Annotated in this window: 17 protein-coding genes, 1 riboswitch and 2 other annotated features; of the genes, 3 read left to right on the forward strand and 14 right to left on the reverse strand. The window is 33.3% G+C overall.

The features are described from left to right. The 6 genes from B5E87_RS02450 to B5E87_RS02475 form a co-directional block, all read right to left on the reverse strand. A partial coding sequence (locus B5E87_RS02450; protein ID WP_087243364.1) for a 3-deoxy-7-phosphoheptulonate synthase occupies window positions 1-660 on the reverse strand: 660 nt, incomplete at its 3' end. A 47-nt stretch (window positions 661-707) separates the two neighbouring features. Then, window positions 708-960: a binding site (T-box leader), on the reverse strand. Window positions 961-1,065: 105 nt separating this feature from the next. Then, complete coding sequence (gene aroF, locus B5E87_RS02455) at window positions 1,066-2,085, reverse strand: 3-deoxy-7-phosphoheptulonate synthase (RefSeq protein ID WP_087243365.1); 1,020 nt, start codon at window positions 2,083-2,085, stop codon at window positions 1,066-1,068. 37 nt (window positions 2,086-2,122) lie between these two features. Next, window positions 2,123-2,371: a binding site (T-box leader), on the reverse strand. A gap of 37 nt (window positions 2,372-2,408) precedes the next feature. Beyond that, a complete protein-coding gene (locus tag B5E87_RS02460) occupies window positions 2,409-3,983 on the reverse strand; it encodes an LCP family protein (protein ID WP_241147116.1) in 1,575 nt (524 codons plus the stop codon). 137 nt (window positions 3,984-4,120) lie between these two features. Next, complete coding sequence (locus tag B5E87_RS02465) at window positions 4,121-4,585, reverse strand: pyridoxamine 5'-phosphate oxidase family protein (RefSeq protein ID WP_087243366.1); 465 nt, start codon at window positions 4,583-4,585, stop codon at window positions 4,121-4,123. A 12-nt stretch (window positions 4,586-4,597) separates the two neighbouring features. Further along, the gene (locus B5E87_RS02470) at window positions 4,598-5,239 is read right to left on the reverse strand and encodes an ECF transporter S component (RefSeq protein WP_087243367.1); all 642 of its coding nucleotides are present in this window, start codon (window positions 5,237-5,239) and stop codon (window positions 4,598-4,600) included. 3 nt (window positions 5,240-5,242) lie between these two features. After that, the gene (locus tag B5E87_RS02475) at window positions 5,243-5,860 is read right to left on the reverse strand and encodes an ECF transporter S component (protein ID WP_087243368.1); all 618 of its coding nucleotides are present in this window, start codon (window positions 5,858-5,860) and stop codon (window positions 5,243-5,245) included. A gap of 62 nt (window positions 5,861-5,922) precedes the next feature. Further along, window positions 5,923-6,042: riboswitch (FMN riboswitch) on the reverse strand. A 121-nt stretch (window positions 6,043-6,163) separates the two neighbouring features. On the opposite strand from B5E87_RS02475, the gene B5E87_RS02480 reads away from it, so the two are divergent. Both B5E87_RS02480 and B5E87_RS02485 read left to right on the forward strand, forming a co-directional pair. Next, the gene (locus tag B5E87_RS02480; protein WP_087243369.1) at window positions 6,164-6,661 is read left to right on the forward strand and encodes a DNA-deoxyinosine glycosylase; all 498 of its coding nucleotides are present in this window, start codon (window positions 6,164-6,166) and stop codon (window positions 6,659-6,661) included. 37 nt (window positions 6,662-6,698) lie between these two features. Beyond that, window positions 6,699-7,403 (forward strand): DUF2238 domain-containing protein, encoded by a 705-nt coding sequence (locus B5E87_RS02485; RefSeq protein ID WP_087243370.1) that lies wholly within the window; start codon window positions 6,699-6,701, stop codon window positions 7,401-7,403. Between the two features lie 9 nt (window positions 7,404-7,412). Here the strand turns inward: B5E87_RS02485 and B5E87_RS02490 are convergent, their stop codons facing one another. The 4 genes from B5E87_RS02490 to B5E87_RS02505 form a co-directional block, all read right to left on the reverse strand. Beyond that, window positions 7,413-7,658: a hypothetical protein gene (locus B5E87_RS02490; RefSeq protein ID WP_162607361.1), complete on the reverse strand. Its 246-nt coding sequence runs from the start codon at window positions 7,656-7,658 to the stop codon at window positions 7,413-7,415. 67 nt (window positions 7,659-7,725) lie between these two features. Continuing rightward, window positions 7,726-9,339: an FAD-dependent oxidoreductase gene (locus tag B5E87_RS02495; RefSeq protein WP_087243372.1), complete on the reverse strand. Its 1,614-nt coding sequence runs from the start codon at window positions 9,337-9,339 to the stop codon at window positions 7,726-7,728. Continuing rightward, window positions 9,339-9,902, reverse strand: coding sequence for an alkyl hydroperoxide reductase subunit C (ahpC, locus tag B5E87_RS02500; RefSeq protein WP_087243373.1), 564 nt, complete (start codon window positions 9,900-9,902; stop codon window positions 9,339-9,341). Before ahpC ends, B5E87_RS02495 begins: the two co-directional genes overlap by 1 nt. Window positions 9,903-10,075: 173 nt before the next feature. Continuing rightward, window positions 10,076-10,927: a YitT family protein gene (locus tag B5E87_RS02505; protein WP_087243374.1), complete on the reverse strand. Its 852-nt coding sequence runs from the start codon at window positions 10,925-10,927 to the stop codon at window positions 10,076-10,078. Window positions 10,928-11,016: 89 nt separating this feature from the next. Here B5E87_RS02505 and B5E87_RS02510 point away from each other — a divergent pair, with 89 nt between their 5' ends. Further along, the gene (locus B5E87_RS02510; protein ID WP_087243375.1) at window positions 11,017-11,631 is read left to right on the forward strand and encodes a Crp/Fnr family transcriptional regulator; all 615 of its coding nucleotides are present in this window, start codon (window positions 11,017-11,019) and stop codon (window positions 11,629-11,631) included. Between the two features lie 6 nt (window positions 11,632-11,637). Here B5E87_RS02510 and B5E87_RS02515 read toward each other — a convergent pair whose 3' ends face one another. The 4 genes from B5E87_RS02515 to B5E87_RS02530 all read right to left on the reverse strand — a co-directional run bounded on the left by B5E87_RS02515 (window position 11,638) and on the right by B5E87_RS02530 (window position 15,709). Then, window positions 11,638-13,233: an ABC1 kinase family protein gene (locus B5E87_RS02515; RefSeq protein ID WP_087243376.1), complete on the reverse strand. Its 1,596-nt coding sequence runs from the start codon at window positions 13,231-13,233 to the stop codon at window positions 11,638-11,640. Further along, window positions 13,217-13,516 (reverse strand): phasin family protein, encoded by a 300-nt coding sequence (locus B5E87_RS02520; protein ID WP_087243377.1) that lies wholly within the window; start codon window positions 13,514-13,516, stop codon window positions 13,217-13,219. The genes B5E87_RS02515 and B5E87_RS02520 overlap by 17 nt, the downstream gene beginning before the upstream one ends. Window positions 13,517-13,688: 172 nt before the next feature. Next, entirely contained in the window at window positions 13,689-14,639 is a 951-nt protein-coding gene (locus B5E87_RS02525; protein WP_087243378.1) for an Rpn family recombination-promoting nuclease/putative transposase, read from the reverse strand. A gap of 173 nt (window positions 14,640-14,812) precedes the next feature. Further along, complete coding sequence (locus B5E87_RS02530) at window positions 14,813-15,709, reverse strand: nucleotidyltransferase family protein (RefSeq protein WP_087243379.1); 897 nt, start codon at window positions 15,707-15,709, stop codon at window positions 14,813-14,815. Window positions 15,710-15,769 lie beyond the last annotated feature (60 nt).

Below are 15,769 nucleotides of genomic sequence, written 5' to 3' on the forward strand. Positions count from 1 at the left end.
CATGATCCATTCTTCATATGTTGCACTTAATCCACGTTTTAATAAGATTGGCTTTGTACATCTTTTTCCTACTTCTTTTAAAAGATCAAAGTTTTGCATATTTCTTGCGCCAATCTGTATCAAGTCGACCTTTTCATTGAATTCTTCAATATACTCAGCACTCATTAATTCTGACACAATGGGTAATCCTGTTTCTTCTTTTGCAGCTAACAAGATATCTAATCCAGCTGTTCCCATTCCCTGGAAAGCATAGGGTGATGTTCTTGGCTTGAATGCACCACCTCTTAACATGTTGGCTCCTGCTGCCTTGGCAGCTTTGGCGATCATGATAACCTGTTCCTTAGATTCAACAGAACATGGACCTGCAATCAATGCCAGATGATCTCCACCAACCTTGACACCGGCAACATCAATGATGGAATCTTCAGGATGAAAGGCACGGTTTGCCAGTTTATATGGTTCACTGACACGCATCACATGATCGACAACAGGTGAAACCTCCAATTGTTTCGGATCAACCTTTGTGACATCTCCAATAACACCACAAATCGTCGTTTCTGTTCCAACCACAATATGCGTTGTAAGTCCTTTGTCCTCTACCTGTTTGACTATTTTTTGTACATCTTCATCAGTTGTTTTGGGTTTAAATACAATAATCATTTTTCTCTATCTCCTCTCTCTACTGTATAAATAAAAAATCCCTCATCCCTAAGGACGAGAGATTATCATCTGCCGTGTTACCACCTTAATTCACCTATATATCACTATATAAGCCTTAACAAGTACGCCTGTCTATCAGGTTCATACTCTGATGCTGTAACGGGCATTCCCGTGTTAGCCTACTTTTATTTCAGCCACCTACTCCAAGAGGAATTCAATAAGCTGACCTGATTCTTTTTCACCAACCAAGAACTCTCTATACAAGCTGACTTATCTACTCTTTCTTTTCACAGTATTTATAACAGTATTTTGAATATGTTAATATATTATGCGATAAATACAAAAATGTCAATCATTTTTATAAATTTCCATAATTTTTTTGTTCAGTTTATAAAATATCATGCTTTATTTGATTTCTTTTCCAACAATATGTGCGATTTCTCCAACCTGTTTCAATAATTCTGTATATTTCTCTGGTTTTAATGACTGTGGTCCATCACATAAAGCATGTTCTGGATCATTATGCACTTCTATCATCAATCCATCACATCCTGCAGCAACTGCTGCCTTAGCCATTGGCTCTACCAGCCACCATTTTCCTCCTGCATGTGATGGGTCTATAATGATTGGCAAGTGTGTCAATCTTTTGATAACAGGTATCGCCTGCAAGTCTAATGTATTTCTTGTGTAGGTTTCATATGTTCTGACACCTCTTTCACATAGAATCACATTGGGATTTCCACTGGCCATGATATATTCTGCACTCATGATCCATTCTTCATATGTTGCACTTAATCCACGTTTTAATAAGATTGGCTTTGTACATCTTTTTCCTACTTCTTTTAAAAGATCAAAGTTTTGCATATTTCTTGCGCCAATCTGTACCAAGTCAACTTTTTCATTGAATTCTTCAATATACTCAGCACTCATTAATTCTGATACAATGGGTAATCCTGTTTCTTCTTTTGCAGCTAACAAGATATCTAATCCAGCTGTTCCCATTCCCTGGAAAGCATAGGGTGACGTTCTTGGCTTGAATGCACCACCTCTTAACATATTCGCTCCTGCTGCCTTGGCAGCTTTGGCAATCATGATAACCTGTTCCTTGGATTCAACAGAACATGGACCTGCAATCAATGCCAGATGATCTCCACCAACCTTGACACCGGCAACATCAATGATGGAATCTTCTGGATGAAAGGCACGGTTTGCCAGTTTATAAGGTTCACTGACACGCATCACATGATCGACAACAGGTGAAACCTCTAATTGTTTAGGATCAACCTTTGTGACATCTCCAATCATTCCAATAATGGTTGTTTCTGTTCCTTGAGATACATGAGCTGTTAATCCATAGCTTTCTACTTTCTCTACCAAATCCTGAATTTCTTGTTTAGATACTTTGGGTTTTAAAACAATAATCATATTCTTAACCTCCTTATAATCAAAAAGTCCCTCCCACCATAAGGACGAGAGGAACCATCGTGTTACCACCTTAATTCACCTATATATCACTATATAAGCCTTAACAAGTACGCCTGTCTATCAGGTTCATACTTTGATGCTGTAACGGGCATTCCCGTGTTAACCTACTTTTATTTCAGCCACCTACTCCAAGATGTATTCAATGGTGTCATGATTTCTTTTTCACCAGCCAAGAACTCTCTACGTCATCAACAATCCATTTACTCTTTCTTTTCATTGTATTTTCTTTATATTAGCATATGTTTTTCATTTAAGCAATTCATTTACTCAATTGTTGTATTTTCTTCTGTTGAAGCTGTATTTTCCTGTGTAGAATCACTGTCAGATGATTTTTCAGTCACTTTAACAATTTCACCATTCATAACTTGTTGAATATATTCTCTTGCCTGAGCCACAGATTGTTCATCTGGTTGTGTGACATAAACACCATTTGCATTAACAGATGTCACATCACCGACTGTCGCAAGTTCAAAAACTCTCTGTGAAGCATCTCCTGTTAAACGATAAGATTGAACATCCCATGAAGCCATATCATTAATTTGCATATTAATTAATGATTTGATATCATCAGCACTTAAATTGGTTTCAAAACTATCTGATAAAGATTCAAAAACACTATCCATGTTCGTAATAATACTTGGTGAACAACATTTTTTAATAATAGCTTTCAACATTAACATCTGATTCTTTCCACGAACTTCATCCCCATCAACAAAGGCATATCTTTCACGGACAAATGATAAGGCATGTTTTGCATCAAAAGTCTGTTTTCCAGGTTTAATTGTATATTTATCTAATCGTGTTGTAAAGACACCATCATCTCTACCAATCACATCATATTTAGGCACAGTCACTTCAATACCACCTAAAGCATCAATTACATTCATAAATGATGTAAAATTAAACTTAGCATAATAGTTCATATCTACACCAACTAAATTTTCTACAGTCTGAATTGTCGCATCAATTCCACCTTTAGCACTATGAGTTAACTTATCTTGACCCTCTACACCCTCAATGCCTTTCATATCTACATAATAATCTCTAGGAATACTCACTAATAGAACTTGTTTTGTTTGAGGATGAATAGCCGCAATCATATTCACATCAGATAATGAGAATGTATTAATTGGCCCTTCTTTATCTCTACCGCTAATAAAGACAACAAATGGCTCTTGAGTCACCTTAGCACTATTTGCAGCTACTTTCGGTAACTTGATTTCATATTTTTGAATAATTCTGATCTTTTCATTAAACTTATCTTCAATAGAATCAAAAGATTCTAAATCTACAGCTTTAACAATAATAGCACTCATTTCATGATCCAATAACGCTGCCACAAGCTCATTGTTTGTACTATAGTTTGTCACAACAATCTCACCAATATCATCTTCAATCATTGTTTCTGTTTTATTGATATTCACAGCATCGCCCTGATGCGCTCCAAAAGGCTGTCCCTTTAAATCATCTATAGAGTTATAGGCAGAATCTTTTAAGACAACCACATTCATTTCAATGATTTCTTCATTTCCTCCCGTAATAGAAGAAATAAAGTTTGAACCCTTCATCAAAGATAAAGATGCTATAATTAAGACAATAGCAAGTAAGACATTTAATAATTTCATTAAAGCAACCTTAATAGGATGACGATCATTTTTATCTCTAGCTAGACGATAAAATAAAAAAGCTAACAAGAAAATAATCACAATCAATGGTATAAAATATTTTAATGGAAGTATACTTAACTCAAAGGCAACGGCAGTAAAAACAATTGCCGCAATGAGTGTAATAATCAATAACAATCTTCTTGAAAGTAACACCTTAATGAGTTTTTTCATGAAATCCCTCTTTCTTCATTAAATTCTAACATAACCATTATACACACTATTTATACAATTACAAAGTAAAAGTACACCATGATTATAGAAAATACTTATGAATTTTTCATGAAAAAAGAGAAATAATCATTATTTTCTTATTTTTTGTCATCATACTGACAATATTCTACACTTTCTTTTTCAAAATCAATAAAAGTCTGAAAAGCCTGATTCTTTTCATCAGTATCCCATATTTCTACAAAAACAGGTTCAACTCTTACTAAAATTTCATCTTCTTTATGACTATAAGCATTATAGCTTCCCCATAAATATTTCTGATATAATTTTTCAAATTGACGTCCTGGTTCATCAATAACTAATCCTAAAATCTCTGCTTTACCCTCAACTTGAATGCCACTATAACATAAAGCCACACGAGGATTTTTATATAACTGCTTTGTCTTTCTAAAATTTTTATCAGTCTTAAAATAAATGGCATCATTATAAATTAAACAACTGACATTTCTAACCATAACATAATCATTGACACTTGATGCCAGTGCCATAATTTTTGATGGTGCCAATTTTTCAAATAAATAAGTCTTGGCTTCTAAAAAGTTCATATCTTCAACTCCTTAAATAATATTTTGAATAGCTAAAATAATACAGATTATAGATATTGTAATAAACAGTCCAACCCAGACCAATGACTTCGTTTGGGAAGTAGGTTGTCCACTTGCTTCAATAAAATGAGTATGACGTAAAATAGCTACAACACTCTTATATACAAATAAAGTGATTCCGGCATTAAGTCCAGCTTTTAATATATTAAATGGAATAATACCAGGTAACAACAATGCTACAACTGCTGCTCGAGGCATACCATAATAAATTGGTGTGACAATATAATTCCAGATCGTCATATTTATAACAGTTATAACCACCCCTAATAACAAGCCAATCATGGCTCCCTGTTTGGTATGTTTATGTTTATAAACTGCTGCTGCGACACAAGCAAATGAACAGGTTGAAATCATATTCATGAAAACATCTAAGATTGTTCCACCTTTGATCATGATTTCCAGCACTGAACAGATGCCACTCATAATCAAAGATGTCATTGGACCATATATAAAACCACCAATCACAATTATAATATCTTTAGGATCATAAGTCAGCCATGTGACAGTAGGAACAAGTGGCATAAAGGCAAACATGTTTACAATCATGGCTAATGCACAAAGAATGCCAATAGTTGTTATTTTTTTGACTTTCATTGTCTACATCCCAGCTTTCACAAATTTTTTAAGTGGTACACTGATTTTCTTATACACAATAAAAGTAATCACTGAAGTCACACCACATTTAATTAAATTAAATGGGACAACGCCAAACAATGCGAGAGTCCAGATATCATTCACCAAAGGACAAACAGCATGACACATGTCTACAATTGTATCCACTGACCACCCTGCCATCATATTCGCATAAAACGGGATAATCATATAAACATTAGAAATCACAGCTGCCAGTGTACACACAATTGTTCCAATAATCATACCCTGTAATGCGGATTTCTTTTCTTTATGATGATCATAAATCAATACAGCTGGTAATACATAGGCAACACTTACAATAAAATTAGAAAGCTCCCCTACAAATGCTGTACTGGTTCCTAAAATAGCTAATTTGACAATCAGTTTGACAATGACAATCAAAACAGCTGCCACCGGTCCAAGGGCAAATCCACCAATGATTTCTGGTAATGCTGCCAGATCAAAATCCATAAATGGTGGCATAAATGGAAGAGGTGTTTTGATCAACATTAAAAGACCACCCAATGCACCCAACATGCCAATCAAAGCTATTTTTTTGACGTTTAATTTTTTTGTTTTCATTTTTCTATCTCCTTTTTTCTAAAAAAAATAACTTAAACAAAAAAATGTCTAAGTTGCATAGAATTTGTCTTTTCTCATCCGGACTATACCGTCGGTTCTGGAATTTCACCAGATCAGTCGCTATCAGCGAGTCATGGACTATCACCATCGGTAGGGAATTACACCCTGCCCCAAAGACGTTATTCAGTTTTGAAAACCGGTTATAGAATTGACATCATCTACATACTTATCATATACCTTTTTTCTTTTTTTGTAAAATGAATTTATAAAATTTGTTATAATAAATGAAAAGGTGGTGAAAACATGTTCGCAATACACAACATTCCTCCTATTTATAATCAGGATTCACAAATTCTTATTTTAGGTTCATTTCCTTCTGTCAAATCACGTGAAGCTCAGTTTTTTTATCATCATCCACAAAATCGTTTCTGGAAAGTTCTGGCTACGCTTTATCACCATGAGCCATTATTAACGATTGAAGAAAAAAAGAATTTTCTACTTGAAAATCATATTGCATTATGGGATGTGATTCAAAGCTGTGATATTCATGGTTCTAGTGACAGCTCAATTCAAAATGTCATTGTCAATGATATTGCGGGTTTATTAAAAGATACACATATTACACATATCTATACCAATGGAAAAAAAGCCCATCAGCTGTATATGAAGTATTGTTATGAATTGACACATCAAAAAGATATATGTTTACCTTCAACTTCTCCTGCTAATGCTGCCTATTCTTTAGATAAACTTTTAATAGAATGGCAACAAATATGTCAGGAATTTATGGAAAGTTCATAATTGTCATATATGATATAGGCAATATGAGGGAGGATTTATGAAAACAAAGTTAAAAGAAAGAAAACCTTATTATTTAATTATCGCAAGAAAATTGATTTTCTGGAGCGTTGTCTTGATGTTAGGAATTGCTGTGTTTTTATTATTTACACGCACTGGTGATAATAAAGGACGTTTAATTTTCACTATTGTCCAATTAGTGGCTATGTTATTTGTTTTACGTATTCCTAAGTTTATTCAAGATATATATCATTTTGAAATCCCACATTTATTAGATTTTATTTTAATCACTTTTGCATTTAGTGGTTTTATTTTAGGGGATGTTTTAAACTTTTATGGACGTATTCCTTATTGGGATTCTATTTTGCATACTTTTTCAGGTGTTGTCATTGCTTATGTTGGTTTTATAGTCATTCAATATCTTGATCAGGAATATCGCATTCCTCTATCTGTATCACCTTTATTTATGAGTCTGATTGTTGTATGTGTAGCTTTAGCCATTGGTGCGATATGGGAAATTGGTGAATATACTGTTGATGATATTTTCAAAACAAATAATCAGCAATATATGGAAACAACTCGTTCTACACTGTATGACGAAGATGATATTCCTTTACAGGGGCATGAGGCTCTCAATGATACGATGAAAGATCTGATGTTAGATTTAGCTGGGGCTATTGGTGTCGCTTGTATTGAATACGTCAAACTTGAAAAAAAGCAAAAATCACAAAAAGGCACAAATTGATGTGCCTTTTTACATATATTCTCTTGAATAAGGAGGCCTTGGTGATCCTGGTGGTCCAGGTGGTCTTGGTGGCTGTGGAGGTCTTGGAGAACCTGGTGGCCTTGGCGGTCTAGGTGGTCCTGGAGGATGCGGAGGTCTTGGAGGCCCTGGTGGGAAAAATTGTGGTGGGAAAAACCACCACCAGAACCATGGCTGAATCATAACACGCTGGTTGTATGGATCATACATGTCATATTGATTTTCATTAAAATCCAATTTCATTCACCTCAATATAAGTTATGTCTTTTTATCAAAATGGTATGGGTAAACAAACAAAAAAGCTTCATTTTGACTGAAGCTTTTCTAATACCTGTATCATCTCTTCCATTGTCTTTTTTCCAAACAAGACATGTTGTTGATCAATCACAATACATGGTACACTCATTATTTGATATTGTTCTTTATATTCAGGATAATGTGATAAATCATAAATAGATGTTTGGATATCCTGATGAAGTAAAGCTATACGTTGTGTTGCCTGAACAACTTCTGGACACATTGTACAAGATAAAGAGACAAACACTTGAATCTGATGTGATTTTAATGATTGAATCCTTTCTATGACATGTTGATCCAATGGCTGTCCTTGACTTGCGATATTGTATAAAGCAAGTATAAACGAATTAAACTCATGGCCACCTGGTACCATGTGATAATGTACACCTAAATCATTTTGATGACTATCACATAAAATGATTTGAGGATGATCTTGAACAGATTGATAAACATTGTGAATATGTGGACTTAATGAAGCCAACTCTTCCATAAAGTTTTTCATTTCTAATGAAAAAGGATCTGTTGATAATTGACCTATTAAATAAACATCTTTTGTGAATTTGTTGAAAATCTGTTGTAACTGTTCTCTGATATCCTGACTGATAAACATGGAAGAATCATCCACTTTTGAAATTTTTGTTTTTTGAGAATGATTTTGATAAGCTATTGTTTGGATATCATATTTGTCTTTTGTTGTCGTGATATATTTTTCTAAAGATGTTGCAGCAATAGCGCCATCACTGACAGCAGTCACAACCTGACGTAAATCTTTTTCACAAATATCACCAGCACCATAAACACCATCCATACTTGTTTTTTGATGACGATCAGTGATTAAGTACCCTTGGGCATTTAATGCCAGCTGATCTTGAAATAATTCATTTTGTGGAACATATCCAGCAAAAACAAAGATTCCAAAACGCCCATGCGTTGAAGCATCATAACGCCATAATGACTGATCACGATTATTTCTAAAAACAGCATATTCCATCGTGTCATGTCCACCAACTTCCACAATTTCTGTTTCAAAAATCGTTTCTATTTGATCATGAGCACGCACTTGATCAGCAATTGTTTTGGCACATGTGAAATCTTCTTCTCTCACAATCATTGTTACTTTTGAAGCATATTGTGTTAAAAAGAGAGCTTCTTCACATGCTGCAAAACCTCCCCCAATAACAAAGATTGGACATCCTTCAAAAAATTCTCCATCACAAGTCGCACAATAAGCAATTCCACGTCCCTGATATTCCTTTTCACCAGGGAAACCAAGCTTTCTAGGATGAGCTCCTGGAGCTAATACGAGACCAACAGATTCATAGATTCCTTGATCAGTTTCAACCGTTTTGATAGGTTGTTGTAAGTGAAGACTTTTGACATGGGCCTTTTGAAAAGATGCGCCAAAGTTTTCAGCCTGCTTTCTCATTTTGATTGTGAGACCTTCACCAGAATCTTCCAGCACGCCTGGATAATTCACAATATCTGATGTTATGGTAATCTGTCCACCAAATTTTTCTTTTTCTAAAACCAGGACACTATATTTTGCTCTAGCAAGATATATAGCGGCAGAGAGCCCAGCTGGGCCTCCACCAACAATAATCGCATCATAAATCTTAGACATTATAATATTCCTACTAAATCCAATGATGGTTTCAATGTTTCTTCACCTGGTTGCCATTTGGCTGGACAAACTTCATCACCATGTTCAGCAACAAATTGTGATGCCTGAACTCTTCTTAATAACTCATCTCCATTACGTCCTACATTACCAGCAATCACTTCATAAGCTACAACTTTTCCTTCAGGATTTATAATAAATGTTCCTCTTTCTGCGACACCTTCTGATTCAATATAAACATCTAAATCTTTCGCTAAAGCGGCTGTTGGATCAGCTAACATAGGATATTGAATTTTTTGAATTCTCTTTGATGTATCATGCCAAGCTTTATGCACAAAGTGTGTATCACATGACACTGAATAAATTTCACAATTGATTTTTTGGAATGATTCGTATAGATTGGCTAAATCTTCTAATTCTGTTGGACATACAAATGTAAAGTCTGCAGGATAGAAGAAAAAGACATTCCATTTTCCTAATAAATCTTCCTTTGTCACTTCTTTAAATTCACCATTTTGGTATGCTTGTACTTTAAACTCATTGATTTCTTTTCCGATTAATGACATATATATGACCTCCTTTTATATTTGAAACTTTTGTAATTTTATATGTCTTAGTTAGCTTTAACTAACTAATGTTAGTCTAGCATAAAAAAAGAAAAAGTGCAAAGCATTTGCACTTTCAATATTTGTTCATCAATTTCTATTCCATCATCATATAAAAAAGTTCCCAAAGGAACTTAGGCATTTCTTTTTTCTAATGTAAATCCTTTACCACCGACTTCTTCTACGTGAGAGACAATCACAAAAGCATAAGGATCAATTTCATGGATTTTTGCTTTAATAGATGGTAATTTACGATATGGAAGAACAGATAAAATAAGTTTAGAATTTTCTTTTGTATAACCTTTTTCACTTGCTAAAAGAGTTACACCGGCATCAAACTCATGCAAAATAGATTCTTTGATTGTTTCATATTCATCACTGATGACTGTTAATTGTACAAGACTTGTTCCTTGTGTTAATGTTTTATTTAATACAACAGCTGTAATCATAACAATCATAATTCCATAAATCACATGTGTTGTATCATTAAAAGTAAACTGTAAAACCAAAATAGATAAATCTATGCAGTTTAAGACAATATGTACAGGGAAGCCCAATTTTTTATTTAATAAAATAGCTAAAATATCGACTCCACCAGTAGAAGCATTTGCTCTTAAAATCAAACCAATACCTACCCCTACACAGCAGGCAGCTAAAATGGCAGCTAATAATGGATCATTTAAATAATGATGAAACATGGCATGTGTTTCAAAGAATTGTAATACAATTGGAAATAAAAATGTAGAGATTAATGTTGTCATGGCAAATTTTTTTCCAATGAAAAATAATCCTACTAAAAATAAACACACATTTAAACATCCAACACTTAATGAAACAGGGATATGAAAATAATAATTTAAGACATTTCCAATCCCAGAAGTTCCCCCTACAATAATATGATTTTCTAAAATTAATGTATTGACTGCTAAAGCAATTAAAATATTTCCAACGATAATATAAATCAAATTCAAAACTTTTTGTTTCATATTCCTCACCTCGCTCAAGACTTTATCATATCTGCTTTCTTTAAAATGTAATCTATGTTACAATTAAAAAGAAAAGTGGTGAGAAGTCTATGAAAATAAAAAAAGAATATTTTATAGAAGCAGGTCAAAAACAAGTTTATCAGCCTTCAGATATCATTTATATGCAGGAAGATGATGCCGATTTGATATATTTGATTTTAAATGGCAAAGTAAAAGTCTATGTTATGAATTCTAATGGAAAAGAAGTGACGATGGATATTTTACAATCTGGAGATATTTTTGGTGAATCTGCCTTTATCAGTCCATCTAAACGTCCAACAACCATTCAAGCAATAAGTGATGTTGAAGTTATTGCTTGTTATCCTAAACATCTCTATCCTTATCTTCAACAATCACAGGATTTACTCATCAATATTTTACAATCTTTATCTCAAACATGTGATTATCTGACAGCCATGATCAAAAGATCCTATACATATAATCGTTATGAAAAAGTCGCTGCTTTTTTATTAGATCAAATGGATCACTATCATCATCATGAAATCACATATTCGCATGAAGAAATTGCTTCATTGCTTGGTTTATCACGTGTCACTGTGACCAAAGTATTAAATGAATTTGTGAAAGAAAAAATGATTCTTATTCAATATAAAACAATTATTGTCAAAGATAAAAACAAACTGTATTCATTTTTACATAAATGAATACAGTTATTTTTTCTGTTTTCTTTCTTTTAAGACTGTCAATAATAGCCAGATACCAAGTCCAACGGCAGTCATATATCCAATGAAGCCAAGAGCTGGAATACCAAACACTTTAGGTGTCATTTGAGTCGTACATAACATACTGCTTGCCATCAATAAACCTGCACTGACAATTCCCACAACAAGTTTATTAACCATATGATTAATAGCTGTCATAGGTACGCTGGATTCCATAATATCTAGATTCACCTTGAGTCTTCCTTTCATCAGCATACGCATAATATCTGATATCTGACCCGGTAAATCTAAAATATTCTGACTAGAATTATAAAGTTTTTTTGCTGATTTTGTGAGTTCTTTTTTATAATCCAATTTCTTTGATATATGATTAGCCACATGATTCGCCGCAATTTCTAAAATGCTAATATGGGGATCAATAAGCATAACAGTACTTTCAATCGTCACCAATCCTCTTGCCAGCATGCTGACACCTTTAGGCATAGATATACGATGCTTATGAGCTATCACAAAGATTTCCTGCACAACATCACCTAAATTGATATCTGTTAAATCCATTGATACATAATGCTTCATAAAAGTTTCAATATTATCATAAAATAGAGCATAGTCAATACGATCATCATGTTCTCCCAAAGTCAAAATCACATCAACAAGCTTTTGGGTATCATTTTGTCCAATAGCCAAAACAGCATCTCTCATTAAATCCTTATCAGCACGATTTAAAATACCCATCATTCCAAAATCAATCCAGACAATCTTTCCATCTCGAATTCTTAAATTCCCAGGATGGGGATCAGCATGAAAAAAGCCATCATCTACAATTTGTTTAATATAATTTTCAGCTAATTTCGCTGCAATTTCTTTTAAATCATATCCAGCATTTTTAAGGGTGATACGATCATCTATTTCATAACCATCAATATATTCCATCACCAGAACTTTACTTGTACTGTAATCATCAATGATTTCTGGAGCATCAATATATTGAATATCATGATGTAGATGAGAAAACCTTTTTGCATAATGCGCTTCATTTAAAAAATCCATTTCTTCTTTAGCTGTATGCCAAAATTCATCTAATACAATATTTAAATCAACAACACTTCCTAAAACATCATTTAATTTTAAGATTTTCACAGCTTTACGAATTAATGAAATATCTCTTTCCATCATTTCATAAATGCCAGGACGTTGAACCTTCACAACAATATGGCGTCCATCTTTTAATGTTGCCTTATGTACTTGTGCAATGGAAGCACTTCCTAATGGCACAATATCAAAATCTAAAAATACATCATTCAAATCTTCCTGATATTCATTTTCAATCACAGTCTTGACTGTTTCAATGCTCATAGGTGCAACATTATCTCTTAATTTAACTAATTCTCGACAATAACGCTGAGAAAACATATCTTGTCTGGAAGCCATAATTTGACCAATCTTTACAAATGTTGGCCCTAGATCCTCTAAAATCATCCTAAATTTAACAGGATCAATGCCCTTTGCTAAATGATGTTTTCTCAGTATTGTCAGAATTTGTGCAAGACGTCGTTTTGTACTTAAATTATTCGTTTGTTTCATTCTTTGCTTTTTGTAATTCTTCAATCTTTGCTTTTAAAGTTTCCAAGTCTTCTACGTCCATATTCTGTAAATCTTTTTCTACTGTTTCTACACTGACTGGTTTTCTTAATTTTTCAGCAACATTATGCTTTAATTCTTCATTCAAAACCTTTCCTTGTTCAACAGTTAATTCTCCTTTTTTCACTAAGTCTTCAACAACTTCTTTAGATTTTTCAGCAGTCACAGCAACAGCACCAATTCCTGCTAATAAAACCTTTTTTAAATCTTCACTAAAATTATTCATAACAAAACCTCCTATCTATATGTTTATTTTACTACGAATCTCGACAAATGTGTAGTTTAAGAAAAATAAAATATCATTGGCTTAAATTGTCATAATCACATTTTCACTTTTATTGATATCTATTCTAAAGCAGGGTTTTGTTATTTTAAGAACATGACAAAGCAAATAAAGTCTAGTCATTTTTAAGTATCTTCAAAACATCTTCTTCACTGTTTATACCAAAAATATGTATTGTTAAGGCATGTAGTTGTTCATCATTACTTGTTTGAATTTGATGAATAATCTTTGGTGAAAGTTGGCCTAGCTTTGATTGAAGCAGCTGAAGAAGTGTATGAGTAATACCTTCATGCAACCCCTGCTCTCTTCCTTCTTTTTTTCCTTCTTTTATACCTTCGAGTCGTGCTTTCTTGCTAATATTTAATACATATTGACCCATATGAACATCTCCTTCCTGTTTTTCGATATGATTATAAATCTCTTCATCATGTGTCAGGGCTCCTAGCACACAGGCCACCTCATGACTGACCATGAAATCATCATCTGGAGCGATTTTCCCATAAAGCATCTTTAATCCTTTGACGAGGTTATAGTTATCTTTGTTAGAAAACTTATTTTCATCTAAATGAACAACTTCTATCAATGGCATAAAATGCACATTATAGTATCCTTCAAATATTTGAGGTGCTTCCATTGTCATGTCTTCATAGTTTCTAGATCCTGTCCATTTCTTTTCGCCATAGTAAATGACAATTGTGATGATTTTCTTGATTTTGTCCCTGCCACGGCTATCCTGATAATCATGATACTGTTGGAGATAATCAAGATAATCATATTCCATGATACGCTGAAACATCGTCTGATCATTATAGGACTGATGTTCAATGCCAACATAAGAATGTCTTCCATCAATCATGACATGAATGAGATGATCTCTTGTACGTTCGATTGTTTCATTGGTTGTCAACAGAGCTGTTGATTTTTCAGTTGGAATATATTGAATCAGACGAATATGCGTATCTCTATGGCCGTCAAAAAGAATGACAGACAAAAGATCAGCAATATGGTTATGATGACGAAAATAGTTTTTAATGCGTATATCAAATAGGTTTCTGAAATCTGTCATAGAATAACTCCTCCTACTTATATATACGCATTTTATTCATTGTTTTTCTTTTTATTTCTTCAATATTTTCACTTTATAATCTTATTATACCATATTATTTGCTTAAAGCATATTTATATATAAAATAAAAGCAAGATAACTATCATTGTTAACTTGCTTTTAGATTGATTCTATTAAATTTTTTGTGGATACATTCCCTTTTCTACCAATAACTGGATATTTTCTTTTACATAATCTTTATCTTCTTTATATGTCACTCCAAACCATTCATCATGTGATTTTAATGCTGTGACTTCTGCTTCATTGTTATGTAACATATCTCCTATAATTGTTGGTAACAAGTATTCTGCTTTTAAGTTATCTGATGGTGTTTCTTTTAAGAAGTCATTGAATCCCTGTTCTAGCATTTCTATAAACTCTGGATATAATCCCCACATATTCATAGATACTGCTGAATTGAGATCTATCTCTTTTCCTTCTACAACTGCTTTTCCATTAATTTTTTCTATATTATGTGTTTCCACAATATCTATCAGCTTATCATTTGCAATCTGGCAGATTCCTCTTGTCACTCCCCCATTATCACTGAGTGTATTCTTTAAAATAAAACCTACCATGCATACTGGCATTGGATTCTTTGGATGTTCTTGTGTTAGATATTGATATGCTTCTTTATAAGCTTCCTTTCCATAATAATCATCTGCATTGATCACTAAAAATGGTTCATTAACTAAACCTTGACATGCTAAAATAGCCTGTCCTGTACCCCAAGGTTTTGTACGTCCTGCAAACTTATCCTTATATTCTTCAGGAATGTTATCGACTTCCTGGAAAGCATATTCAACATGAACTTTCTTTTTCATTCTCTGTCCTATGATTTCATCAAAGTCTTTTTCTAAATCTTTTCTAATGACAAAAACAACTTTATTGAATCCAGCTTCTAAAGCATCATAAATAGAATAATCCATAATGATTTCACCACTAGGCCCTACTGGTTCTAACTGTTTGATTCCACCTCCAAATCGACTTCCTATTCCTGCCGCCATTACGACAAGTGTAACATTATTCATATTATTCAACTCCTTAAATTATTTCTCGAAAACAATTATATCAATTTATTGACTTTATCA

The organism is Massilimicrobiota sp. An142, from assembly GCF_002160725.1.
Classification (GTDB): domain Bacteria; phylum Bacillota_I; class Bacilli_A; order Erysipelotrichales; family Coprobacillaceae; genus Allocoprobacillus; species Allocoprobacillus merdigallinarum.

Bases quoted from the DNA above. Each gene is read 5' to 3' on its own strand.
- aroF (WP_087243365.1), bottom strand. From the start codon at position 2,085: ATGATTATTGTTTTAAAACCCAAAGTATCTAAACAAGAAATTCAGGAT.
- B5E87_RS02470 (WP_087243367.1), bottom strand. From the start codon at position 5,239: ATGAAAGTCAAAAAAATAACAACTATTGGCATTCTTTGTGCATTAGCC.
- B5E87_RS02510 (WP_087243375.1), top strand. From the start codon at position 11,017: ATGAAAATAAAAAAAGAATATTTTATAGAAGCAGGTCAAAAACAAGTT.
- B5E87_RS02520 (WP_087243377.1), bottom strand. From the start codon at position 13,516: ATGAATAATTTTAGTGAAGATTTAAAAAAGGTTTTATTAGCAGGAATT.
- B5E87_RS02525 (WP_087243378.1), bottom strand. From the start codon at position 14,639: ATGACAGATTTCAGAAACCTATTTGATATACGCATTAAAAACTATTTT.
- B5E87_RS02475 (WP_087243368.1), bottom strand. From the start codon at position 5,860: ATGAAAACAAAAAAATTAAACGTCAAAAAAATAGCTTTGATTGGCATG.
- B5E87_RS02465 (WP_087243366.1), bottom strand. From the start codon at position 4,585: ATGAACTTTTTAGAAGCCAAGACTTATTTATTTGAAAAATTGGCACCA.
- B5E87_RS02495 (WP_087243372.1), bottom strand. From the start codon at position 9,339: ATGTCTAAGATTTATGATGCGATTATTGTTGGTGGAGGCCCAGCTGGG.
- B5E87_RS02460 (WP_241147116.1), bottom strand. From the start codon at position 3,983: ATGAAAAAACTCATTAAGGTGTTACTTTCAAGAAGATTGTTATTGATT.
- B5E87_RS02485 (WP_087243370.1), top strand. From the start codon at position 6,699: ATGAAAACAAAGTTAAAAGAAAGAAAACCTTATTATTTAATTATCGCA.
- B5E87_RS02505 (WP_087243374.1), bottom strand. From the start codon at position 10,927: ATGAAACAAAAAGTTTTGAATTTGATTTATATTATCGTTGGAAATATT.
- B5E87_RS02515 (WP_087243376.1), bottom strand. From the start codon at position 13,233: ATGAAACAAACGAATAATTTAAGTACAAAACGACGTCTTGCACAAATT.
- B5E87_RS02530 (WP_087243379.1), bottom strand. From the start codon at position 15,709: ATGAATAATGTTACACTTGTCGTAATGGCGGCAGGAATAGGAAGTCGA.
- B5E87_RS02480 (WP_087243369.1), top strand. From the start codon at position 6,164: ATGTTCGCAATACACAACATTCCTCCTATTTATAATCAGGATTCACAA.
- ahpC (WP_087243373.1), bottom strand. From the start codon at position 9,902: ATGTCATTAATCGGAAAAGAAATCAATGAGTTTAAAGTACAAGCATAC.